The organism is Buchananella hordeovulneris, from assembly GCF_001907235.1.
In the GTDB taxonomy this organism is placed as follows: Bacteria; Actinomycetota; Actinomycetes; order Actinomycetales; family Actinomycetaceae; genus Buchananella; species Buchananella hordeovulneris.
In genome coordinates, this window is record NZ_MQVS01000002.1 from 26,009 (window position 1) to 49,002 (window position 22,994).

18 protein-coding genes are annotated in these 22,994 nt (G+C 66.1%); 8 read left to right on the forward strand and 10 right to left on the reverse strand.

The features are described from left to right. Positions 1-72: 72 nt before the first annotated feature. Genes glgA through BSZ40_RS01995 form a run of 4 tightly spaced genes read left to right on the forward strand, consistent with a single transcriptional unit; the run spans position 73 to position 3,738 of the window. Complete coding sequence (gene glgA, locus BSZ40_RS01980; RefSeq protein ID WP_073822811.1) at positions 73-1,278, forward strand: glycogen synthase; 1,206 nt, start codon at positions 73-75, stop codon at positions 1,276-1,278. A gap of 43 nt (positions 1,279-1,321) precedes the next feature. Further along, positions 1,322-2,143, forward strand: a complete 822-nt coding sequence (locus tag BSZ40_RS01985) for an ABC transporter ATP-binding protein (RefSeq protein WP_073822813.1) — start codon at positions 1,322-1,324, stop codon at positions 2,141-2,143. Between the two features lie 16 nt (positions 2,144-2,159). Beyond that, positions 2,160-2,603: an NfeD family protein gene (locus tag BSZ40_RS01990; protein ID WP_073822815.1), complete on the forward strand. Its 444-nt coding sequence runs from the start codon at positions 2,160-2,162 to the stop codon at positions 2,601-2,603. Between the two features lies 1 nt (position 2,604). Continuing rightward, positions 2,605-3,738, forward strand: coding sequence for an SPFH domain-containing protein (locus BSZ40_RS01995; RefSeq protein WP_073822817.1), 1,134 nt, complete (start codon positions 2,605-2,607; stop codon positions 3,736-3,738). 132 nt (positions 3,739-3,870) lie between these two features. Here BSZ40_RS01995 and BSZ40_RS02000 read toward each other — a convergent pair whose 3' ends face one another. Beyond that, positions 3,871-5,904 (reverse strand): glucose PTS transporter subunit IIA, encoded by a 2,034-nt coding sequence (locus BSZ40_RS02000; RefSeq protein ID WP_073822819.1) that lies wholly within the window; start codon positions 5,902-5,904, stop codon positions 3,871-3,873. 204 nt (positions 5,905-6,108) lie between these two features. Between BSZ40_RS02000 and BSZ40_RS02005 the strand changes: the two genes are divergently transcribed. The 3 genes from BSZ40_RS02005 to BSZ40_RS02015 are packed head-to-tail and all read left to right on the forward strand — an operon-like array spanning position 6,109 to position 11,242. Continuing rightward, complete coding sequence (locus BSZ40_RS02005; protein ID WP_073822821.1) at positions 6,109-6,888, forward strand: YdcF family protein; 780 nt, start codon at positions 6,109-6,111, stop codon at positions 6,886-6,888. 32 nt (positions 6,889-6,920) lie between these two features. Beyond that, the gene (locus BSZ40_RS02010; RefSeq protein ID WP_073822823.1) at positions 6,921-8,264 is read left to right on the forward strand and encodes a glutamine synthetase family protein; all 1,344 of its coding nucleotides are present in this window, start codon (positions 6,921-6,923) and stop codon (positions 8,262-8,264) included. Continuing rightward, on the forward strand, positions 8,261-11,242 hold the full coding sequence (locus BSZ40_RS02015) for a bifunctional [glutamine synthetase] adenylyltransferase/[glutamine synthetase]-adenylyl-L-tyrosine phosphorylase (protein ID WP_073822825.1): 2,982 nt from the start codon (positions 8,261-8,263) through the stop codon (positions 11,240-11,242). The genes BSZ40_RS02010 and BSZ40_RS02015 overlap by 4 nt, the downstream gene beginning before the upstream one ends. Positions 11,243-11,283: 41 nt before the next feature. Here the strand turns inward: BSZ40_RS02015 and BSZ40_RS02020 are convergent, their stop codons facing one another. From BSZ40_RS02020 to lipB, 6 genes are all read right to left on the reverse strand, one after another. After that, positions 11,284-12,072: an amino acid ABC transporter ATP-binding protein gene (locus tag BSZ40_RS02020; RefSeq protein WP_073822827.1), complete on the reverse strand. Its 789-nt coding sequence runs from the start codon at positions 12,070-12,072 to the stop codon at positions 11,284-11,286. Beyond that, positions 12,069-13,019 carry an amino acid ABC transporter permease gene (locus BSZ40_RS02025; RefSeq protein ID WP_073822829.1) on the reverse strand — a complete coding sequence of 317 codons (951 nt, stop codon included), beginning with the start codon at positions 13,017-13,019 and terminating at the stop codon, positions 12,069-12,071. The genes BSZ40_RS02020 and BSZ40_RS02025 overlap by 4 nt, the downstream gene beginning before the upstream one ends. Further along, entirely contained in the window at positions 13,016-13,915 is a 900-nt protein-coding gene (locus BSZ40_RS02030; RefSeq protein ID WP_073822831.1) for an ABC transporter substrate-binding protein, read from the reverse strand. Before BSZ40_RS02030 ends, BSZ40_RS02025 begins: the two co-directional genes overlap by 4 nt. A gap of 144 nt (positions 13,916-14,059) precedes the next feature. Continuing rightward, positions 14,060-14,797 carry a DUF4191 domain-containing protein gene (locus tag BSZ40_RS02035; RefSeq protein WP_073822833.1) on the reverse strand — a complete coding sequence of 246 codons (738 nt, stop codon included), beginning with the start codon at positions 14,795-14,797 and terminating at the stop codon, positions 14,060-14,062. 9 nt (positions 14,798-14,806) lie between these two features. After that, on the reverse strand, positions 14,807-15,853 hold the full coding sequence (lipA, locus tag BSZ40_RS02040; protein WP_073822835.1) for a lipoyl synthase: 1,047 nt from the start codon (positions 15,851-15,853) through the stop codon (positions 14,807-14,809). Continuing rightward, positions 15,850-16,527 (reverse strand): lipoyl(octanoyl) transferase LipB, encoded by a 678-nt coding sequence (gene lipB / locus BSZ40_RS02045; RefSeq protein ID WP_073822837.1) that lies wholly within the window; start codon positions 16,525-16,527, stop codon positions 15,850-15,852. The genes lipA and lipB overlap by 4 nt, the downstream gene beginning before the upstream one ends. 77 nt (positions 16,528-16,604) lie before the next feature. Between lipB and BSZ40_RS02050 the strand changes: the two genes are divergently transcribed. Then, positions 16,605-18,272 carry a serine/threonine-protein kinase gene (locus BSZ40_RS02050; protein ID WP_073822839.1) on the forward strand — a complete coding sequence of 556 codons (1,668 nt, stop codon included), beginning with the start codon at positions 16,605-16,607 and terminating at the stop codon, positions 18,270-18,272. Positions 18,273-18,342: 70 nt separating this feature from the next. Here the strand turns inward: BSZ40_RS02050 and sucB are convergent, their stop codons facing one another. The 3 genes from sucB to BSZ40_RS02065 form a co-directional block, all read right to left on the reverse strand. Next, positions 18,343-20,049: a 2-oxoglutarate dehydrogenase, E2 component, dihydrolipoamide succinyltransferase gene (sucB, locus tag BSZ40_RS02055; RefSeq protein ID WP_073822841.1), complete on the reverse strand. Its 1,707-nt coding sequence runs from the start codon at positions 20,047-20,049 to the stop codon at positions 18,343-18,345. A gap of 20 nt (positions 20,050-20,069) precedes the next feature. Then, on the reverse strand, positions 20,070-21,443 hold the full coding sequence (gene lpdA / locus BSZ40_RS02060) for a dihydrolipoyl dehydrogenase (protein WP_073822843.1): 1,374 nt from the start codon (positions 21,441-21,443) through the stop codon (positions 20,070-20,072). Positions 21,444-21,550: 107 nt separating this feature from the next. Next, positions 21,551-22,990, reverse strand: coding sequence for a leucyl aminopeptidase (locus BSZ40_RS02065; RefSeq protein WP_073822845.1), 1,440 nt, complete (start codon positions 22,988-22,990; stop codon positions 21,551-21,553). Positions 22,991-22,994: the final 4 nt, after the last annotated feature.

Consider the following 22,994-nt stretch of genomic DNA (forward strand, 5'->3'; position numbering starts at 1 on the left):
TTGTATTGCTCCCTGTACCTGTCCCGGGCCCGGTAGCGTTGAGCCTGTAGGCCAGCAAAGGAGTTAGGTGCCATGCGGATCGATTTACTGACGCGGGAATACCCGCCTCACGTTTACGGAGGGGCGGGCGTGCATGTGGAGGAACTGGCCAGGGTCTTGCGGCCGCTGGTGCAGGTCCGGGTCCACACCTTTGATGGGCAGCGGGACGAGCCGGGGGTCGTCGGCTACTCCGACATGCCAGAGCTGGCGCAGGCCAACCCGGCCTTGAAAACTTTCGGGGTCGATCTGCAGATGGCCGCCGGGGTGGAGGGCACGGAGCTGGTGCATTCCCACACCTGGTACGCCAACCTGGCCGGGCACCTAGCCAGCTTGCTGCACGATGTGCCGCACGTGATCTCGGCCCACTCGTTGGAGCCGCTGCGCCCGTGGAAGGCCGAGCAGCTGGGCGGTGGCTATCGCCTGTCGCTGTGGGCCGAGCACACCGCCTACACGGCGGCCGCCCGCATCATCGCGGTCTCCGGCGGGATGCGTGACGACATTTTGCGCGCCTACCCGCATCTGGACCCAGACAAGATCGAGGTCATTCACAACGGTATCGACTTGACAGACTGGGTAGCGCCGGGGGAGGCCGACGCCGAATTTGTGGCGCAAGTGCGTCGCAAATGGGGGATAGACGAAACCCGCCCGGGAGTGGTTTTTGTCGGTCGAATAACGCGGCAAAAGGGCCTACCTCATCTACTGCGGGCGGCCGAGCAGCTGCCGAGCGAGGTGCAGCTCATCCTGTGTGCCGGGGCGCCGGACACCCCCGATATTGAGCAGGAAGTCAAGGAGCTGGTGGACCGGCTGCGCGAGAAACGTGACGGCATTGTCTGGATTGGGCAGAAGTTGCCACGGCGGGAGCTGATCGCCGTCATGACGGCGGCGAACGTTTTTGTCACCCCCTCCATCTACGAACCCCTGGGCATCGTCAACCTGGAGGCAATGGCGGTTAATCTGCCGGTAGTTGGTACCGCCACCGGTGGAATCCCCGAGGTTATTGTCGATGGAAAGACCGGTCTGCTGGTGCCAATTGATCAGGTGCCTGACGGCACCGGCACCCCGGTCGATCCGCGAGCCTTCGAGGCGGATCTGGCTGCCGCCCTGGTCCAAGTGTTGGCCGATCCCACCACAGCGGCCCAAATGGGGCAGGCGGGTCGCCAGCGGGTCGAGAGGCACTTCACCTGGCAGCAGATCGCCCACCAGACAGTGGACCTCTACCAGCGGGTCTTACAGGCCTGAGTGTTGCGTAAAGCCAAAGTGCACGTGCGGGTAGGGTGACGCCATGACCAGTGTTTTACGGCTAAACGGCGTCGGCTTTCGGCGAGCAGGCACCCAGATCCTCACCGACGTGACCTGGGAGGTAGAGCAGGGACAACGGTGGGTGGTCCTCGGCCATAACGGGGCCGGCAAGACCACGATCATGCGGATGCTGGCGGCCCGGGAATTTCCCTCTACCGGGAGCGTGGAGGTGCTAGGTGAGCGCTTGGGGGCCGTCGACGTGTGGGAGCTGCGTCAACGCATCGGGTTTGCCTCCAGTGCCCTGACAGACCTCATTCCCGCCCACGAGCAGGTTCGCGACGTCGTCTTGACCGGCGCCTACGGCACCACGGGGCGCTGGAAGGAGGAAAGCGAAGAGATCGACGACGCGCGCGTGACCGACCTGCTGCGGGTACTGGGCGTGGCCCACCTGGCGGACCGGGCCTACGGCACCTTGTCTTCCGGGGAGAAGCAACGCGTGGCCATCGCCCGGGCGCTCATGCCCGACCCAGAACTACTGGTTCTTGACGAGCCGGCTGCCGGTCTCGACCTGGCGGGGCGCGAGCAGCTACTGGCGGCTCTCACCGAGCTGGCCAGCTACCCCGGGGCACCCGTGGTGGTGATAGTGACCCATCACGTGGAGGAGATCCCGCGGGGCACCACCCACGCCCTCATCCTGTCGCAGGGCAAAGTTCATTCTGGCGGACGAATCGAACAGGTGCTCACCAGTGAGAATATTTCCGCAGCGTACGGTACTCCCTTACTGGTGACGCACCAACACGGACGATTTGTAGCGATGGCCGCCCCGACCACCAGACCGGCTCGGCGCGCCAAAGCCGCAAATTGAAGGAAGGATTAAGTCCATGGCGTGGCTCTTGTGGCTACTGGCTGCCCTCGTACTGGGGGTAATAGAGATGCTGGTAGTTGACCTGACTTTTCTCATGTTTGCCGGTGGCGCTCTGGCAGCAATGGGGGCGGCGCTACTCGTTGACAATTTGACCATCCAAGTGGTGGTTTTCGCGGTGGTGTCGGTGCTCTTGCTCCTGGCGGTACGGCCGTTTTTGCGGCGGAGTTTGGCCCGCTCGGGTCCCAACATCAATACCAACGCCCAGGCCTTGGTGGGACGGGACGCCATCGCCATCGCCGCGGTCGACCGCACGGACGGGCGGGTCCGCTTGGGATCCGAGGTGTGGAGTGCGCGGCTGGCGGAGAGTGAAACGTCCCCGGTAGTGGCCGGGACCAAACTGCGGGTGCTACGTATCGATGGCGCCTACGCCATTGTGGCACCCGCCACAGAAAGGAAGTGAAATGCCAGCTGATAACCCATTGGCCATCTTGGCATTGGTTATTCTGGGCGCCCTCGTTATTTTCATTGTCGTCTCGTTGATCCGGGCGGTGCAGATCGTCCCGCAGGGCGTGGCGATCATCGTGGAGCGGCTGGGTAAGTTCCAGGGCGAGATGTACGCCGGGCTACACCTGCTGATCCCATTCCTGGATCGGGTCCGCACCGCGGTTGACTTGCGGGAACAGGTGGTCTCGTTTCCGCCGCAGCCAGTCATCACCTCCGACAACCTGGTGGTGTCCATCGACTCGGTCATCTACTACCAGGTCACCGACCCGAAGGCAGCCACTTACGAGATCGCTAACTACATCTCGGCCATTGAGCAGCTGACCGTGACGACGCTGCGTAACGTCATTGGGTCGATGGATCTGGAGGAGACCCTGACGTCTCGCGACCAGATCAATGGGCAACTGCGCGGCGTGCTGGACGAGGCCACGTCCCGGTGGGGCATCCGGGTCAACCGGGTCGAGTTGAAGGCCATCGATCCGCCGGCCTCGGTGCAGGCAACGATGGAGAAGCAGATGCGGGCCGAACGTGACCGCCGTGCCACCATCCTGGAAGCCGAGGGGGTCAAGCAGGCCGCTATTTTGACCGCAGAAGGCGAGAAGCAGTCCGCCATTTTGAAGGCCGAAGGGCAGGCCCAGTCGGCCATTTTGCGGGCGGAAGGTGAATCCCGGGCGATCCTGGAGGTCTTCGACGCCATCCACCGCGGCAACGCCGACCCCAAACTGTTGGCCTACCAGTACCTGCAGACGCTGCCGCAGATCGCCAACGGCACGTCGTCCAAGATCTGGGTGGTGCCCACCGAGTTCACCGCTGCCCTGTCGTCCATCACCGCTGCTTTCGGCCCCGTTTCTCCCAGTGGGGACGAACCGACAGGAGTGCAGTTCAAGGAGCGAGGCACGTCGGCAATGGAGGAAGTGAGCCTGCAAGACCCGCGGGAGGCACTGGCCGAGGCCCGCCAAGAAGTGCAGGCTGCCACGCGCGAAGCCGACCGTGCCGATACCGGCCCCAGCTCGGGGCGGGTGCCGCAGGACGTGCGCCCCGCAGGTAACGCCATTCAGCTGGACCCACCCACTGAGGGCGGGCTGCCGCTGTAGCAGTGCCGCGTAAGTGGGGGGCCCGTCTACCGGCGGGCCCCCCACTTGCTGCCGCCAGCGGAGAACAAGAGGAGGGGTGGTTGCGGCCCGCAGGCCGCAACCACCCCTCCCGGCTGGGGGCAGTAAGGACGGCTAGGCCGACTTGGCTTCTACCTGCAGCAGGTCAGCGCCCGCCGATACCGAGCCCTCCGCGGTGACGGTGACCGCGCCGAACTTCTTGGCGTTGGTCACCAACACGGGGGTCACTAGCGAGTAGCCAGCGGCCAGGATCGCTTCACGATCGGCCTCAATCAGGACCTGACCAGTGTCAACATACTGGCCCTGCTTAACGTGCACGGTGAACCCTGCGCCGTCCATGTTCACGGTATCCAAGCCAACGTGAATCAGCAGTTCAATGCCAGAGTCGAGCAGTAGCCCGATGGCGTGGCCGGACTTCTGCACCATCGCTACCTTGCCGGGAGCGGGAGCGGTGACCACGATCTGACCTTCGGGTTCGATGCCCACACCCGGGCCAACCGCGCCGGAGGCAAAGACCGGGTCAGGAACGTCGGACATCGCCAGGAGGCGGCCCGCCACCGGTGCCGCCACCATCGTGACAGCGCCCGGCTGTTGGGCAGGTGGCTTGGGCCGGGCGGTGCCGGTCGCGGCGGCGGCCGGGGCAGCTGCGGGGCTGTCAGTTCCCGCGGCGTCGGCAGCGGCGCGGCGCGCCAGCACCTCAGCGCGCTGCTCGGGGGTGCGGTAGTCGGAGACGATGACCAGCACCATCGCCACCACGAATGCGGACGCGATCCCGGCGGCGTACAGCGGAATGTTGTCGAACGCCGGGATGGTCAGCAGCGAGGTGAAGACGAAGCCCTTGGTGTGGACCCCGCCGCCCAAACCAATGATCAGCCCCCCGACGACACACCCGACGAGCATGCGCGGATAGATGCGCTTGTACCGCAGGTGAATACCGTAGAGGCTGGGCTCGGAAATCCCCCCGAGCAGACCGGCCGCGAGCGCCCCGGTCGCGGTCTGCCGCATCTGGGTGTCCTTGTCGCGTGCCGCCAGGAACAGCACCCCGGCGGTTGCGCCGAAACAGGCGAAGTTCCAGGCCCCCATCGGACCCTGGATGAAGTCGTAGCCCAACTCCTTAATGTTGAGCAGCATGATGGCGTTGATAGGCCAGTGCAGGCCCAAGGGCACCATGAACGGGTAGGCCAGCGGCACCACAATCGCGAAGATCAGGGCCGACACGCCGTTGATGCTCTTCAACACCGCCGCAATACCGGCACCGGCGTAGATGCCGAGCGGGCCGATGAGGAAGGCCGTCAGCGGAATCATGATCAGCATCGTCAAGAACGGCACGAAGATGAGCTGCAGGTTCGGCGTGATGATCCGCTTCAGCCCCTTGTACAACGGCGCCAAGACGGCGGCCATCAGCAGGGGTGGGAAGACCTGGGAACCGTAGTCACGCAGTGACAACGGCAGGAAGCCAAAGAGCTCCAGCACCTTCACTTCGGAGCCGAATACCTTGATCGTCTCCGCCGCCGGGGAATTGGTCAGGCCGGCAAAACCCGGTAGCAGCAGCACCGCCATGCAGGCAAAGCCCACCCACGGGTCAGCGCCGAGTTTCTTGGTGGCGTTGTAGGCGACCATGAGGGGCAGGAAGTAGAAGACCGACTGCCACATCAGGTTCACAAACTGCCAGGTGGGTGGCAGCACGACGCGGGAGTCGGCCCAGTTGCCGATCACGCCGAGGGAACCCATCAGCGCCATGAAGGTGATGATGAGGGATGCACCAAGCAGGGCCCCAAGAATGGGACGGAACGAATCGGACAGGAATTCGAAGAACGAGTCCACCAGGGCGCTCTTGCCGCGGGCCTTGGCGCGGGCCGCTGCCTTGACATCGGCGTCCGACAGTCCGCCTCCGGACATTTCCGGCAGCGCGTTAATCTCGTTGAAGACGGTGCCGACCGCCCCGCCGATGATTACCTGGTAGCGGTCTCCGCCTTGGGGGACCGCGCCGAGCACCCCGTCAATGGCTTCCACTTCTTCCTGGGAGATGCCGGAGGCATCCGCCAGCTCGAACCGCAACCGGGTGGCGCAGTGTGAAAGGTGGACGATATTGCTCGCCCCACCAACAGCCGCAACGATGGCTGCGGCGGTGTCAGTAGTTTTAGTCACTTACTCTCCGATCTGCTTGTTATGGGCCAGTTTGGTGCCGAAAGTTCGGCACTAACTGTCCAGGGGGTTGTGACTCATTGTCGTGTGGCGACGATCACCAGGTTACCTTTCCGTGTCGGCAAAGTAATCAGACGACTGGCGCAAGACGTGTCACACGGTGCAAGATTGCCGAGTTTGCGGGCGGAGCCTGCCACAATGCGGAACATGCGTATCTCATCTCCCACCACCCGCGCCCGGGTCACAGCCAGCTGGCAGGCGCTTGCGTCCGGGGTGCTCGCTGGGGGACTGGTGAGCACTTTGGTGGGGGTTCCAGTGCTGCTGACTCGCCTGCCTGCCAGTGGCGGGGCGCTGGTTGGTGCCGCGCTCGCAGGCGGGGGATGGGCGGCTGGGGTCGCCTACGCAGCTTTGCTGGCCGTCGTCAGTTTCCGGAGTCGGTGGCCCCGCCGGGTGACTGCCCGGACCTTCGTGGTGCTCGGTGCTGGCTTGGTCGGCCGCCGTCCGTCCCGCGCCCTGGCGGCCCGGTTACGCCGCGCTGCCGACTTGTGGCGACGCGCCGGTGGGCAGGGCAGCATATGCGTCACCGGTGGACAGGGGCCGGATGAGGAGTGCAGTGAAGCCAGCGCTATGGCCCACTACCTGGTTGCGCAGTTAGGTGTGCCCCCCGCGGCCATCGTGTTGGAGGACCAAGCCACCACCACCCGGGAGAACTTGGGCTATTGCCGCCAGCTGCTGGCTGCTGTGCCCGCCGCCCAGGTGGCGATAGTTACCAACTCGTTCCACACGGTGCGCACAGCCCGCCTGGCGGCCCAGTTGTGGCCGGGCGTGCGCGTCGTCGGTGCGCCAACCACCTGGTGGTATCTGCCCTACGCCACTGCGCGTGAACTGGCCGGGTTACTCGCCCAAGATACGGTGACCCGCAGGATTTTGGGAGCCTGGCTGGGGTGTGGGGCGGTGGCGGCTGTGGCGTGGCTCGCCGGGCGCTAGGCGGGGCGAGCCGACCCGACTAGCCTGGCCCCATGGATGGACAGCTTGATCGGCAGCAGGAACACGTGCTGCGCCTGGTGCACGAACGCAACGTGGAGTTTGTGCGCCTGTGGTTCACCGACGTGACGGGCACCCTGAAATCGGTGGCGATAGCCGCCAACGAGCTGGAATCGGCCTTCGAGGAGGGCATCGGCTTCGACGGCTCGGCTATTCAGGGCATGAGCCGAATCTATGAATCCGACCTGCTGCTGCGGCCGGACGCCTCCACGTTCGCCATGGTGCCGTGGCGAGACGCCGATGAAGGGGTGGGGCGCCTGTTTTGTAGCATCCGCAACCCGGACGGTACCGTGGCCGCCTCCGACCCCCGCAGCGTATTACAGCGCGCCGTGGCGCACGCGGCAGACCGGGGTTTTACGCTGCATGCGCATCCGGAACTGGAGTTTTATTTGCTGCACCGGGACTCAGCTGGGCAGCTCAAACCCGTAGACAACGGCGGCTACTTCGACCACGTGGCACGCGGTCGTAACACTGATTTTCGCCGCCAGGCCATCTTGCAGCTCGAGGAGTTTGGGATCCCGGTGGAGTTTTCCCACCACGAGGGCGGGCCGGGGCAAAACGAGATCGACCTGCGCAGCGCCGACGCCCTGACCACCGCAGACAACATCATGTCTTTCCGGGCCGTCATTCAGGAAGTGGCCCTATCGGAGGGCATTATCGCCACGTTCATGCCTAAGCCATTTGCGCAATATCCAGGCAACGGCATGCACCTGCACCTGTCCCTTTTCGAGGGGGACCGCAACGCCTTTACCGACCCCGGCGACCAGTACGGCCTATCCCGCGTGGGCCGCCAATTCATGGCGGGGATTCTCACCCACGCGGCCGAGATCAGTGCCATCGTCAACCAACACGTCAACTCCTACAAGCGACTTTGGGGCGGGGGAGAAGCACCGAGCTACATTTGCTGGGGACGCCACAACCGTTCGGCTCTCCTGCGCGTGCCCATCTATAAACCCGGCAAGGAAAGCTCCACCCGCGTCGAATACCGGGCCACCGACACCGCCACCAACCCGTACTTGGCGCTGGCGGTGCTGCTGCGGGTCGGCCTGGCGGGCATAGAGGGAGGCTACGAGTTGGCCCCCGAGGCGGAGGACGACGTGTGGTCCCTCAGTGGCGCTGAACGGCGGGCCTTGGGAATCGAGGCGCTGCCGTCCTCCCTCCACAACGCCCTGGACAAGATGCGCTCCTCGGATCTGGTGGCGGAGACCTTGGGGGAGGAGGTCTTCGAATTCGTATTGCGCAACAAGGAAAACGAGTGGAACGAGTATCGGCGGCAGGTCACGGACTTTGAGCGCGCCCAGTTCCTGCCGGAGCGGTGAGCGTGCGGTCAGCTAGCCCCACCGCCCGCCTGCTGGCCGCCGGTTTTCTGGACACCACGCGGGCCGCCCGGCTGTTGGCTGATCCCGCGTTGGCGGTGTTGGAGGTGTCTTCCGCCGCCGTGGTGGCCGAGTTGGCGGACACGGCCGACCCCGACCAAGCCCTCTTGGCGCTGCTGCGGTTGCTGTCGGTCCTGCCCGCTGCCGAGCTGGCGCAACTGCGGGCGGCTTGGCAAACGCAAAGCGCCGGGCCGCTATGCCAGCTGCTCGGCGCTTCTGCGGCCCTCGGTGACCACCTGGTGAGGCATCCCGCCGATGTTGGCGAGGTCTTGCAGGCGCGGCCGTGGCCCTCCCTGCTCGCCGAGGTTGCTGAGGCGTGGCGGGCGGCCACCCCGTCAGGGGCGTCCCCCGGAGGGATGGCGCAGGCTACCGCTTGCCTGCGGCGCGCCTATCGGCGAGCCCTGCTGCACATCGCGGTTGGGGACTTGACCGCTCCCGACCCGCGGGCGCACATGCCGCAAGTCGGCCGACAAATGGCGGCACTCGTCGACGCGGCCTTACGTGGCGCCCTGGCAATTGCCCGCGCCGAGGTCGACCCCGCCCAGCAGATCCGCCTGGCGATCATTGCTTTGGGGAAAACGGGCGCCCAGGAACTCAACTACATCTCCGACGTCGATGTCATGTTCGTTGTTGCCCCCGCGGGGACCGAGACGAGCGAGGATGACACGGTGCGCCTCGGCACGCGCCTGGCCACCACCATCGCCAAGATTGTTGGCGGGGTGGGCCCGGAACCTGAATTGTGGCAGCTGGATGCCAATCTGCGGCCCGAAGGTAAGAATGGTGCCTTGGTGCGCACCCTGGACTCCTACGCGCGCTACTACCGCCGTTGGGCCCAGTCGTGGGAGTTCCAGGCCCTGCTGAAGGCGCGGCACGTAGCGGGTGATAGCGAGCTGGGTGCCGACTTCATCGATCTGGTGACCCCACTAGTGTGGCAGGCCGCTGAACGCGAAGGGTTTGTGGACTCGGCACGTGCTATGCGCCAACGAGTCGAAACTCTCCTACCTGCCCAGGCGGCCGACCGAGAAATAAAACTCGGAGCAGGTGGCCTGCGGGACGTCGAGTTCACCGTCCAACTGCTGCAACTGGTACACGGCCGGGCCGCGCCCGTACACGCCCCCGATACGCTGACCGCGTTGCGGCAGTTAGCCGGCCACGGTTTCATCGGCCGCGCGCCCGCCGCCGAGTTGGCGACCGCTTACCAAACCCTGCGGCTCCTGGAACATCGCATCCAATTGCACCGCTTGCGCCGCACGCACCTGCTGCCCACCCGCCCGGAAGATCTGCGCCGCCTGGCCCGGGGCATAAACCTGGCAACCGACGCAGACGTGGAGAACTTGTGGACCGTGACGCGCAGTCGGGTGCGGGCGCTCCACGAGGAAATCTTCTACCGTCCCCTGCTACCCGCCACCGCCCAACTGACCGCTGCCGATCTGTCCCTGGAGGCCACCGCTGCCCAGGCCCGCTTAGCTGCCATCGGCTACCGGGACCCGCGCGGGGCCCTGCATCACCTGCGAGCCTTGACCGACGGGGTTTCGCGCCGCGCCACCATTCAACGGCAGTTGTTGCCCGTCATGCTTGGGTGGTTTGCTGACTGCGTCAGCCCGGACCAGGGCCTGCTCGCCTTCCGGCAGCTCTCGGAGGCAGCGGGAGAGACCTCCTGGTACTTGCGGCTGCTGCGTGACTCCTCGGTGGCGGCCCGGCGCCTGTGCACGGTGCTCGCCACCAGCCTGTACGTGGCGCAGGCCCTGCCCCGGCTGCCCGAGGCAGTGCAGTGGCTGGACACCGACGACCTGCAACTGCGCAGCCCGGCCCAATTGGCGGAGGAGACCACCGCGCTCCTGGCGCGGCACGACCAGGCGGAGGACGCCGCCCTAGCGGTGCGGGCGGTGCGACGGCGGGAATTGACGCGGGCGGCACTGGCCGATGTGCTGCAGGGAGTCGACCCGGAGCGCGCGCGCACCATCATCGCCCCGTGCCTGGAGGCGGCCGTCCGCGGCGCGTTTGCTATCGCACTGCGCGAGATAGCTGCCCCGCGGGCTCGCCACCTGGTGGTGGGGATGGGACGGTTTGGGGGCGGGGAGTCCAGCTACGCCTCGGACGCCGACGTTATGCATGTGTTCGAGCCTTTGGCGGGGGTAGCGGAGGAAGAAGCTGCCCAGGAGGCCATAACGCTGGCTACGCGTGTGCGGGAGTTGCTCGGCTTCGTCGGGCCGGAGCCGGGCGTGGTGGTTGATGCCGCTTTGCGCCCCGAGGGCAAGAACGGGCCGTTGGCCCGCTCGTTGGCCTCTTATCGGGACTACTACACCAACTGGGCGGCGGCCTGGGAACGGCAAGCTCTCTTGCGGGCTCGTCCGGTGGCGGGCGAGGCAGAGCTGGCGGCCGAGTTCGTGGAGATGATCGATCCGGTGCGCTATCCGGCGGGCGGGCTGCCCGAGCAAGAACGACGGGCGATAAAACGGCTCAAGGCCCGCATGGAAACCGAGCGGCTGCCCCGCGGAGTGCAGCCGGCCCGCCACGTCAAGCTCGGGCCGGGGGGACTGACCGACGTCGAGTGGACCGTGCAATTGCTGCAGCTGGACTACGCGCATCAGGTGCCAAGCCTGCGGCGCCAAGATACCTTAGGGGCGTTGGCGGCCGCGCAGGCGGCGGGCATTGTCGAGGCAGCGGTGGCCGACGAGTTGGCGCGGGCTTGGCGGGCGGCCAGCAGAGTGCGGGCGGCACGCGTGCTGGCCACTGGCCGGGTGAGCGGCACCAAGCTAGACGTCGTGCCGCCGCCGGGCCGGGAGCTGACGGAGCTAGCGGTGCTGCTGGGCCACAGTCCGCCAAACGCGCAGGCGGCGGTAGAGGACTACCTGCGGCGCGCGCGCCACGCCCGCCGCCTGGTGGAGGAGCACTTCCTGGCCCGCCCGGCCCCCGCCTAGGGGAAGGCGGGGCGGGGCACCGCTGGCGCCCCGCCCCGGCACTACAGGACCTTGCCGAGGAAATCGCGGAAGCGGAAGGTCTGCGGGTTGTCGATGACCTCCTGTGGGGGACCCGCTTCGACCACCTGCCCGCCGTCCATGAAGACGACATTGTCAGCGACTTCCCGCGCGAAGCCGACCTCGTGCGTCACCACGATCATCGTCATACCGGCGGCGGCGAGGTCCTTCATGACGCTAAGAACTTCCCCCACCAGTTCCGGGTCGAGGGCTGAGGTGGGTTCGTCGAAAAGCATCAACTCGGGCTCCATGGCCAACGCCCGGGCGATGGCCACGCGCTGCTGCTGGCCGCCGGAAAGTTCCGCGGGATAGTAGTCTGCCCGGTCGGCTAGTCCGACCCGCTCTAGGAGCTTCTCGGCGTCCAGGCGCGCCTGGTCGCGTGACTTGCCCAACACCCGCACGGGTGCTTCCATCACGTTCTCCAACGCCGTCAGATGCGGGAAGAGGTTGAACCGCTGGAACACCATGCCGATGTGAGCACGCTGCCGAGCCCGCTCCTTATCTGACAGCTCGTGCAAGCGCCTTTTGCCGCCTTTGGTGCGCCAGCGGTAGCCCATCAGCTCCCCGTCGACCTCGATGCTGCCCGCCTGAATGGTCTCCAACAGGTTGATGCAGCGCAGCATCGTGGACTTGCCGGAGCCGGAAGGACCGAGCACCACGCACACTTCGCCGGGCTCGATAGTCAAGTCGATGCCGCGCAGCACGTGCACGTCACCAAAGAACTTGTGGACGTCCTGCAAGAGGACTTTCGGTGTCGCTTTCGGTTGTGTCATGGCGTCACATCCAGGAACGGATTTTGCTTTGTAGTATCGGCGGCGGCGATCGCGGCGGCGCGGTCGTGCTTGGAGATCTTCTGTTTGGCTGACCGAGCGTCGAAGCCCTTGCCGAAGTGCCGTTCGAGGTAGAACTGCCCCACCATCAAGATAGAGGTGATCAGCAGGTACCACAGGGCCGCCACGATGAGGTACGGCACCGGTTGGAAAGCGCGGTTGCCGAGGGTACGTGCGGCAAACTGCAGCTCCAGGGTGAAGGGCACGGCCAGCACGAGGGACGTGGTTTTCAGCATCGAGATTGTCTCGTTGCCCGTCGGGGGGACGATCACCCGCATGGCCTGCGGCAGGACTATGCGGCGCATGATTTGGCTTGGCCGCATGCCCAAGGCCTTGGCGGCCTCGGTTTGTCCGGGGTCCACGGAGTTCAATCCCGCCCGCATGATTTCCGCCAGGTAAGCGCCCTCGTTTAGTCCCAGTCCGATGATGGCCAACACCATGGCGTTGAGTAGCACCGGCGGGGTGGTGAAGGAAAAGGCCGGATCGCCGAACGGGATGCCCACCGAGATGGAGGGATAGATGGTGCCGATCAGGCCCCAGAATGTCAGCTGCGTGTAAATGGGGGTGCCCCGGAAGAACCAGATGTAGCCCCAGCTCACGCCCCGCAACACTGGGTTAGACGACGAGCGCATGATTGCCGCAACGATCGCCAGCACGATTCCCATCGTCATGGCGGCAAAGGTCAACAGCAGTGTCCAGCCCACGCCCGAGACAATCTTGGGGTTTAGCAGGTTGCGGCCCACCACTTCCCACTTGTAGTTCGGATTGGAATAGAGAGAGGACGCAATGAACAGTGCCAACAATCCGACAATGAACGCGCTTATCCAGCGGGAGGGGCGGGGAACTGGGACTGCGTGGATGAGGTCGACGCCGTCCTTCCGGTGGCTCATTGGGCCGACCGCACGGTTGCCTTGGGCAAGGCGGCATCAGCCGATCCCCATGCCTCCAGGATCTTGGTCCACGTCCCGTCGTCCATGAGGTGTTGGAGGGCCGCGGCGAGTGCCTTTGTCAGTTCAGGGTTTTGTTGGGAGACGATGATGCCCTGCGGTGCGGAGTCTTCCACTTCCCCGACCTGCTCCAGCTGGTTATCCGTCAGGGTGATTGCGTAGCCCACCACCTGTGAGTCGGCGTAGAAGGAATCCAACGCCCCACCGACCAGGTTGGTGGTGGCCTCAGATTGGGCGTCGTACTTCACGATTTCGATGGGGGAGGAGGAGCACTTTTCGGCGCTGAGCTTCTCCAAAGCTTCGTCTTGGTAGGTGCCGGTTTGCACCGCGATCCGCTTACCGCACGGGTTGGCCGGGTCAAAGCCCTTGGGGTTGCCCTTTTGCACCGCGTAGGCCGAGCCCACCTCGATGTACTCGATCATGTTGACGACCTTGATGCGTTCGTCGGTGATGGTGAAGGACGAGATCGAGGCATCGAACTTGGTGCCGACCGCCGGAATGATGGAATCGAACTGGGCGTGGGTCACCTCCGCCTTGACCCCCAGGACGTTGCCAATGGCCTTGATGAGCTCAATGTCGTAACCAACGGGCGTCTGGCCGTCTTCGGCCCGGAACTCGGCGGGGGCGTAGTCGGTGGCAGAGGCGATCTTCAGCACCCCGGCTTCGGCGATCTCCGGCGGCAGCAAGGCCGCAATTTCGTCGACTTTCTTGACTGTCGATACGTCAAAACGAACGTCACCGTCTGGGGACGCGGCGGCGCCCTCGTCGGTGGAGCCGCAGGCAGCCAGCGCGAGTGCAGCGGCCGAAATCAGGGCGAAGAGACGCGGCTTGCGGTTCATGGAAAACTCCTCGAGTAGATGAACTCTTTGCCGCATAGTATGCGAATCCATGCACGGCCGTGTGAGTTTGGCGACAAGAGATCAGAAAAAGCGACCTGCGGCCCGCATCGATGGGCCGCAGGTCAAGGAGTTTTAAAGAGAAGGTCAGCGTCCGCGCATGCCCTTGCGGTCGGGGCGCGCTTTGAACGGGTCCACGCCCTTGGGTACCGGCAAGCCCGTCCTGGACTGCAGGGCACGCAGCCGCTTGGACACCGCCGGGATCTCTGCCTTGGTCAATCGCTGCTTGCGGGGCGTCTGGCGCGTCAATGCTGACATGGCGCGCATGAGCTTGGCCAGCGGGATTTGCCCTTCCTCCCGGCCAGATTGCAGCAGGTGCACTGGCACATTGGGGGCCACCCGACGCACCTTCTTGGCCTCGTCCTCCAGCAGGCGCTCCACGCGGGCAGCCGACCCTTCCGAGATCAGCACCACCCCCGCAGCACCCACCGCTCGCCACACGATGTCCTGGGTCTTGGGGGAGACCGCCGCCGGTTGCGACTCGATGGACCACCCGCGCCGAATCTGCTCCAGGACCGCCGAGACGGCTCCCTGCATCCCCTCCAGCTGGGTGAAGGCCGCCCGTCGCGCGAAGATGGACAGCACCGCCATCGCCGCCACTGCCCCGGTCAGCAGGCCCAACACCCCCCAGTAGATGGCGTAACCGAGGGAGTCATTAGCAAGCCATCCCAGCACCGCCCCCAGCACCGGCATGCCCAGCAAGATCAGCGGCACCAGCCACGCAATAAACGGGTAGGTGCGTTTGGCAATCCGGTAAGCGTCGCGCAGATTGTGATACCAGCGCTGTTTCTTGGGTGGGGTGGCAGAAGTATCAGATTTGGCCATAGGAGGAGTCTACCGGCGTGCCACCGCCACTTCGTCCGTCCCCGCCTCGGCGTATCCGGCTTGCACCAGGAACTCGGCCTCCTGGCGCATGGTGGTCGGCTGCGTCAAGTGCTTGAGGTTGTCTGGCACCGTCCAGCCCTTGCGGGCCATCGCCTGTCCCCACAGGTGACCGGCTCGGTAGGAAGAGCGCACCAGCGGGCCCGCCATGACCCCCGCAAAACCGATCTCCAGCGCCATGTCGCGTAGCCGCACGAACTCGGTGGGCTTGACCCAGCGGGCAATCGGGTGATGCAAGGGGGAGGGGCGGAGGTACTGCGTGATGGTCAGCAAGTCGCAGTTGGCGGCGTGCAGGTCCCGCATGGTCTGTTCCACTTCGTCGGTGGTCTCGCCCAAACCGAGGATCAGGTTTGACTTCGTGACCAAGCCGGCGGCCGAGGCCCCCGCGATCATCTCCAGGGAACGCTCGTATTTAAAGGCGGGACGGATCTGCTTAAAGATGCGCGGTATCGTCTCCAGGTTGTGCGCAAATACCTCCGGACGGGCGGCATAGACCTCGGCCGCGGCCGAGGTAGAGCCCCGGAAGTCGTCGACCAACAACTCGACCCCGGTGCCGGGGTTGAGGGCATGGATTTGTCGGCACGTTTCCGCGTACAGCCAGGCGGCTCCGTCGGGCAGGTCGTCGCGTGCCACCCCGGTTACCGTGGCGTAGCGCAGCTGCATCTCGCGGACCGACTCGGCGACCCGGCGTGGTTCATCACGGTCGTAGCTGCTTGGGCGGCCCGTGGCTATCTGGCAAAAGTCGCAGCGGCGGGTGCACACATCGCCGCCGATGAGGAATGTGGCCTCCCGGTCTTCCCAGCACTCGTAGATGTTGGGGCAGCCAGCTTCTTCGCACACCGTGTGTAGCTTGGCGCCCCGCGCCAGGGAGCGTACGCCCTCATAGCCGGGACCGGTGACCGCGCGGGTCCGGATCCAGGCAGGCTTGCTTTCGATCGGGGTGGCGGCATTGCGGGCCTCCACGCGCAAAAGCTTGCGGCCCTCTGGGGCAATGGTCACGATGTCTCCTTCGAGATTTCAGGCTGGGCAAATGCCGCCGTCAAGGGGGTCAGGTGGCGCTGGAGCGCCTCCGTCACCGGCTCAACTACTTCCGCAATCGGCACATTCCGCGCCAACTCCTGACTGAGAGACGTCACATCGGCGTCGCTGATACCGCACGGCACGATTAGGCCAAAACGAGAGAGGTCCGGATTGCAGTTTAGAGCAATGCCGTGCATGGTCACGTGGCGGGCAGTGCGCACCCCAATGGCACACACCTTGCGGTCCCGGCCGCGCTCGTCGGCCTTGACCCACACGCCGGTTCGGTCTGCCACCCGGTCGGTCGGCACCCCCAGCTGCGTGCACACCTCAATGACTGCTGCTTCCAGGGCCCGCACATAAGCCACCACATCAAGCGGGGGTCGCAATTTAATTATGGGGTAGACCACGAGCTGACCTGGTCCGTGCCAGGTGATACGCCCGCCGCGGTCGACGTCGATCACCTCAGTGCCGTCGGTGGGGCGGTCGTAGTGGGCGGTGCGGCGCCCGGCGGTATAGACGCTGGGGTGTTCCACTAACAGCAGGGTGTCCGGATGGTGGCCCGCCACCACCGCGGCGTGCACCTGCCGCTGCCGCTGCCACGCCTCGTGGTAGTCCACCAGGCGCTTGCCTAGGTCCAAAGTCTCAACGTGCACGGCCCTACTTTAGGCTGCTTATCCACAGGCCACCTATTTTCCTTGCCAACCGACACGAACTGGACTGAACTAGCATCATGGAGATTCCGGGCTACGAACTAGGTGAGCCGGTGGGCACCGGCGCGGGCGGCGTGGCATGGTCGGCGTGGTCGCTGGCTTTGCGCTGCGAAGTGGTCATCACATTGCGGTCGGCGGCCTGGGGGACGGCACTGGCTGAACGGCATGCGGCCGCTGTAGAAGTGGCGCATCGGGCCGTGGCCGCGATCGTGGAGGTGCACACACTGGCTGACGGACGGGTAGCGGTGGTCAGTAGGCACCTGCCGGGCCAGGACCTGGCCACCCTGCTGGCTGGCCGCGCGGCGCTGAGCCCACCCGAGTGCGCCTACCTGCTGTCCGAGCTGTCGGCTGGTCTGCGCGCCCTGCACCAGGCAGGAATGACCCACGGTGACATATCTCCCGCCAATGTGTTGGTGGGCCCTGACGGTGCGGTGCAACTGCTCGACTGGTTCGGGGGAGGGGTAGGGGAGAGAGGGACCGTCGGCTTTGCCGCCCCGGAAGTGGCGGCAGGGACGCACGGCGACCAGCCAGTGGCCCCGGCGGCGGATCTCTATGCTCTAGCCTGCCTCGTGGTGCAGGCTGCGGGAGGAGCGGAAAGCGAGTTCGGTGCGACCTGTGCCCAGGTGTTGGCCCCCTGGTTGCGCCCCATCGCCACCGAGCGGCCAGACATAGACCAGCTCATGGTGCGGGCAGGGGAGATAAGTGCGGGCAGGCAGCCACTACAGGTGGCCGATGCCGACGTCCTGGCCGCGCAGGCCCTCCGCCGGGCCGCCTTGCTACAGGTAACTGAACGGGGGCAGCGCCCCGCCCGCCCCTTGGGGCGTAGATTTCGGCGGCAGGAGGCGGGGCGCCAACGCCGGGGGAGGCGGGCCCGAAGTGGGCAGCGGCCGCCGAGTGGGGCCACCGCAAAACCCACGGGTACGGCAACCGGTAACGGCCGACAGACGGACCCCGGTCCGGCAGATGCAGCCACGCCTACCTGGCAGCGGGTGCGGGCGGGCAGGGGCCCGGGTCGCCGCCAGCCACCGGCGGACACCGCCAGGAAGCACGGCGAGGCCGCCAGCACGCGCCCGCCCGGCCGGCGCGACGTATGGGTAGCTGTGCGCGGCATTGGCGGCACCTTGGCGGTCGTGGGAGCCTTGGTGTTCTTGGCAGTGGCGCTCGCGCCGGGGGCCAGCCCCAATGCTGCGCTGGCGCCGTCCGGTCCCACGCATCCTCCTGCCTCGGCGGTAGCCGACACCGGTAGTCCTGCTCGTCCTCACGGGCCTGCTCCGCCCACCAGGCCCGCCTCTTCCCCTGCGGCGGCGAGCTTCACTACTCCCCCTGTGCCTACCGCGGAACCGCTGTGTGACTTAGTCCGCGAACTGACCGCGCGGCGGGATGCGGCCGTTGTGGCCCAGGATCCCGCCGCGCTGGCTTCCGTCAGTGTGCCCGGCTCTCCAGCCGCCCAGGCGGATGCGGATATGTTGCGGGAATTGCAGCGTGACGGTACTGAATACCGCCACTTGCACACCGCAGTCACCCAGTGCCGTCAGCGCGACGATACGCACGTGACAGCGCTGTTGGTGCAGCAGGAGATGCAAGAGCGGCGGGCCGGGCAGGCGTGGCGAGTGCTGCCCGCACTGCCCGCCGTGGCAGTCGAATTCGAGCTGAGAGATGGCAAAGTCTGGGCGGTGATCTCCCCTTAACGCCGGTGGGGGAACAGGTAAGTACCTGTTCCCCCACCAGTGGGCGCAAGCGCCCGGGCGGTGCAGCCGGTTAGGCCAGCCCGGCCTCGGCCTCGAAGGCGCCTTCTTCCAGGCGCTTCTTCACCGTCATCAGGTAACGCGCGGCATCGGCCCCATCGATGAGACGGTGGTCGTAGCTGAGCGCCAGGTAGACCATCGAGCGGATGCCGATCATCTCGTTGCCCTCCGCGTCCTTGACCACCATCGGCCGCTTCACGATCGTGCCGACCCCCAGGATCGCCACCTCGGGGGAGTTGATGATCGGGGTGTCAAACAGGGCCCCACCCGAACCGGTGTTGGTGATGGTGAAGGTCGAACCGGACAGCTCGTCGGGACCCACCGCGCCTTCCCGGGTGCGGGCCGCCAAGTCGTTGAGCTTCTTGGCGATGCCGCCCAGGGTGAGGTCACCAGCCTCCTTGATTACCGGCACCAACAGCCCGCGGGGGGTGTCGACCGCAATGCCGATGTTCTCCACCGCGTGGTACTTAACTTCCTTCCCGTCGATCGTGGCGTTGATCTTCGGGTGAGCCTTCAGCGCCTCGGTCGCGGCCTTGATGAAGAACGGCAGGAACGTCAGCTTGGTGCCCTCAGCAGCCTCGAACTTCGCCTTGGCCTTGGCTCGCACGGCCGCCACGCGTGTGACATCCACCTCCACCACGGTGGTCAACTGGGCCGAGGTCTGCAGCGAAGTCATCATGCGTTCGGCGATGACCTGCCGCAGTCGCGTCATCTTTTCGGTCTTGCCCCGCAGCAGCGTGTCGACCGCCGGGACAGCGGCAGCCTTCTTCTCGGCAGGGGCGGACGGGCTCGCCGCGGGCGCTGGGGCTGCCGCGGCCTGCGACTGGGCTTCGGCAGCCTGCAGGACATCTTCCTTGCGAATACGCCCGCCGATGCCGGTGCCAGTGACAGTGGACAGGTCCACGCCCTTCTCAGCCGCGAGCCTGCGCACGATCGGCGTGACGTAGCCACCAGCCCCACCTGCGGCGGGCGCGGGTGTGGCCGGGGCGGCCGCAGGTGCCGGTGCTGGAGCCGGTGCGGGCGCCGGGGCCGGTGCGGGTGCCGGAGCAGCGGAGGCGACCGGGGTGGAGGCGGCGGGCGCGGCCGGTGCCGGGGCAGCGACGGGGGCAGCAGCCTGGGTGCCAATAACTGCCAGCACGTCCCCCACGGCAGCGTCAGCGTCTTCCGCTACACGAATTTCCAACAGGGTGCCTGCAGTCGGCGAGGGGACCTCGGTGTCAACCTTGTCGGTGGAGACCTCCAGCAGGGGTTCGTCCACCGCCACCTGGTCGCCGACGGCCTTGAGCCAGCGGGTGACCGTGCCCTCGGTGACCGACTCGCCTAGGGCGGGCATCAGGACCTCGGTGCCCGCGGCATCCGGCGTCGCAGGCTGCGGTGCGGGGGAGGGGGCTGCGGCAGCCGGGGGCTCCGCGGCTGGGGCCGGGACTTCAGCCGCCGCGGCTTCAGCAGCCGGGGCCTGCGCCGCCGCGGCACCACTGCCAGAACCGTCACCAATGATTGCTAGGTCGGTGCCGACGGCCACATCGGTGTCCTCAGGCACCAAAATCTGCTCCAGCACACCCGCGATCGGGGAGGGGACCTCGGTGTCGACCTTGTCGGTGGAGACCTCCAGCAGGGGTTCGTCCACCGCTACTTGGTCGCCGACGGCCTTGAGCCAGCGGGTGACCGTGCCCTCGGTGACCGACTCGCCTAGGGCGGGCATCTTTACTGATTCGGACATGAAAATCGTCTCCTAGGTGGTCAGTTGTGGGCGTGCAAAGGCTTGCCGACCAAAGCCAAGCCAGCCTCGCCAAGCGCTTCGTTTTGGGTCGGGTGGGCGTGAATGAGGGGCGAGAGGTCCTCCGGGTAGGCCTCCCACGACACCAACAGCTGCCCCTCACCGACCAGTTCGCCTACGCGCGCCCCAATCGCATGGAAGCCAACAATCGGGCCGTCAGCCTGCCGCACCAGCTTAATGAAGCCGGTGGTGGCCAGAATCTGGGATTTGCCGTTGCCGCCCAAGTTGTATTCGACGGTCTGCACGGCGTCACCGAACTTCTCCCGCGCCTGCTTCTCGGTAAGCCCCACTGAGGCGATCTCCGGTTCGCAGTAGGTAACGCGCGGAATGCTGGACTCCACCAATGGTTGCGGGTTGAGGCCCGCGATCTCTTCTGCCACGAAGATGCCCTGCTGGAATCCGCGGTGCGCCAGTTGCAGGCCCGGCACGATGTCGCCCACGGCGTAAACTCCCGGCACATTGGTGGCCAGGCGCTCGTCGGTGAGCACGAAGCCGCGGTCCATCCGCAACCCGAGCTCCTCATAGCCGAGGTTGGCGGTAGCCGGGCCACGCCCGACAGCCACCAGCAGTAGGTCGGCCTCGACCTGTTTGCCATCCTCGGTCCGGGCGACGATGCCATCGGCGTGCTGCTCCACCCCCGCAAACCGGGTCCCCAGGTGGAAGTCAATGCCGCGCTTGCGGAAGGCCCGCTCCAGCGCCTTAGAGATGACCTCCTCCTCGTTGGGTACCAAGTGGGGCAGGCCCTCCAAAATGGTGACTTTGGCGCCAAAAGAGTTCCACACCGAGGCGAACTCGCACCCGATGACCCCGCCTCCCAGCACGACTACGCGCTGCGGCACATAGTCCAGGGCCAAGGCCTGCTCCGAGGTCAGCACCCGGCCGCCGATTTCCAGGCCCGGTAGGGACTTGGAGTAGGAGCCCGAGGCCAGCACCAGGTTCTTGCCCGTGACCTGCTGGTCTCCCACCTGCACCGTGTGTGCGTCCTTGACTACGCCCCAGCCCTGGACGTAGTCCACTCCCCGCGACTTCACCAGACCCTGCAGGCCCTTGTAGAGACGCGAGATTACGCCGTCTTTGTAGCTGTTGACGCCCGCCATATCGATGCCCTCGAAGGCCGAGCGGACCCCAAAGGCGGCGCTTTCGCGCACCGCGTCGGCGGTTTCAGCGGCGTGGAGTAGGGCCTTAGTCGGAATGCAGCCGCGGTGCAGGCACGTGCCACCGAGCTTGTCGGCCTCAATGAGGGCCACCTTTAGCCCAAGCTGAGCGCCACGCAACGCGGCCGCGTAACCGCCCGAACCACCACCGAGAATAACGATGTCGTACTGGGGATCGTTCACCAATTTCTCCTCTAACGAGAAAGCCTGACTTCTGCAATTGTGGCACCGCCGGGCGTCGACGGTGCGCGAGGCGTGCGAGACGAAAGTCCCAAGCCCCTAATCTACGCCTACTGGGCCAACAGCGCCGTCAGCAACCGCACCCCGTAGCCCGTGCCGCCGGTTGAGACGTAGTTGGCGGGTTTACCGGCACGGAAGGACGGACCCGCAATATCGATGTGGGCCCAAGACAGCGAATCGGTAAACTCCCGCAAGAACAGGCCCGCGCTCAACATGCCGCCCTCACGCCCGCCAATGTTGGCCAAATCCGCCACCGGCGACTGCAGGCCCTCGCGCAGGGCCTGTGGCAGCGGCATCGGCCACACCTGCTCATCGCTGGCCGCCCCGGCCGCCACCACCGCCTCGCGCACAGACTCGCACCCCATCACGGCGGCAATCTCGGTGCCCAACGCAATAACCTGGGCGCCCGTCAAGGTCGCCATGTCGAGCAATAGGTCTGGCTTCTCCTCCGCTGCCAACGCCAACGCGTCGGCCATCACCAGCCGCCCCTCCGCGTCAGTGTTGAGCACCTCCACCGTCTTGCCGTTGCGCATTGTGATCACGTCGCTGGGGCGCTGCGCCCCGCCGCCCGGCATATTCTCGGCTAGCGCCAACCACGCAGTGACCTTCACCGGCAGCCCCAACTCGGCAGCCGCCAAGACGGTGTGCAGCACCGCGGCCGCCCCCGCCATATCCGACTTCATCTCCTCCATGCCCTTGGCGGGCTTGAGGGACAGGCCCCCCGAATCAAAAGTGATGCCCTTGCCGACCAAGGCCACGTGCCGCCCCGCCTTGGCAGGCGTGTACGTCAACTTCACCAGGTGCGGGGGGCGGTGCGAGCCTTGCCCCACCCCGACCAAGCCGCCGCACCCCATCTTGGCCAGCTCCGCGGCGTCGTACACCTTGGCCTTGACCTTCCCCTTGGCCAACCCCGCCGCGTGCTTGGCAAACGCCTCCGGGTAGAGGTGGTTGGGGGAGGAGTTGACCAGGTCACGTGCCCCCAACACGTGCGTGGCCAGGATCTGGCCTCGCTTGCAGGCCGCCGCGAAGTCGGTGCCCCGCGGCCCGGCCGCCAGCACCGTTACCTGCGCCGCGACGGCGTCCGCGTCCGACTTGTACAGGCCCGGGGAATGCGCCCCCAGCAAAGCTCCCTCCACGATCGCCTGCAGCTGGTCTTCCGTGTCTGCGGGCAACGCCAGGGCCACGTGCGCGGTCTCGGCCAGCGCCCGCACGGCACTGCCCGCCGCCCGCCGTCGCGCCTCCGTGGCGCTGTAGCGCTCCGCGTCCAGGCCCACAAAAGCCACCACCGGGGCCCCCACCCCCGCCGGGGCTGGGCACTGCACAAACTCCCCGTCCTTGCCGCGCACCTGCAACAGGGCAGCCAGGCGCTCCAGCTCCTTGGCAAGTTTTTTGTTGGCTACGCCCTGGACTTGCGCACCAGACACGGCAAAAACGACGACATCGGCAGAGAACTTGGCAACATCTTTGCTGCTTAGGGAAATAGCGGTCATGCCT

Bases quoted from the DNA above. Each gene is read 5' to 3' on its own strand.
- glgA (WP_073822811.1), top strand. From the start codon at position 73: ATGCGGATCGATTTACTGACGCGGGAATACCCGCCTCACGTTTACGGA.
- BSZ40_RS01985 (WP_073822813.1), top strand. From the start codon at position 1,322: ATGACCAGTGTTTTACGGCTAAACGGCGTCGGCTTTCGGCGAGCAGGC.
- BSZ40_RS01990 (WP_073822815.1), top strand. From the start codon at position 2,160: ATGGCGTGGCTCTTGTGGCTACTGGCTGCCCTCGTACTGGGGGTAATA.
- BSZ40_RS01995 (WP_073822817.1), top strand. From the start codon at position 2,605: ATGCCAGCTGATAACCCATTGGCCATCTTGGCATTGGTTATTCTGGGC.
- BSZ40_RS02005 (WP_073822821.1), top strand. From the start codon at position 6,109: ATGCGTATCTCATCTCCCACCACCCGCGCCCGGGTCACAGCCAGCTGG.
- BSZ40_RS02010 (WP_073822823.1), top strand. From the start codon at position 6,921: ATGGATGGACAGCTTGATCGGCAGCAGGAACACGTGCTGCGCCTGGTG.
- BSZ40_RS02020 (WP_073822827.1), bottom strand. From the start codon at position 12,072: ATGACACAACCGAAAGCGACACCGAAAGTCCTCTTGCAGGACGTCCAC.
- BSZ40_RS02025 (WP_073822829.1), bottom strand. From the start codon at position 13,019: ATGAGCCACCGGAAGGACGGCGTCGACCTCATCCACGCAGTCCCAGTT.
- BSZ40_RS02030 (WP_073822831.1), bottom strand. From the start codon at position 13,915: ATGAACCGCAAGCCGCGTCTCTTCGCCCTGATTTCGGCCGCTGCACTC.
- BSZ40_RS02035 (WP_073822833.1), bottom strand. From the start codon at position 14,797: ATGGCCAAATCTGATACTTCTGCCACCCCACCCAAGAAACAGCGCTGG.
- BSZ40_RS02050 (WP_073822839.1), top strand. From the start codon at position 16,605: ATGGAGATTCCGGGCTACGAACTAGGTGAGCCGGTGGGCACCGGCGCG.
- sucB (WP_073822841.1), bottom strand. From the start codon at position 20,049: ATGTCCGAATCAGTAAAGATGCCCGCCCTAGGCGAGTCGGTCACCGAG.
- BSZ40_RS02065 (WP_073822845.1), bottom strand. From the start codon at position 22,990: ATGACCGCTATTTCCCTAAGCAGCAAAGATGTTGCCAAGTTCTCTGCC.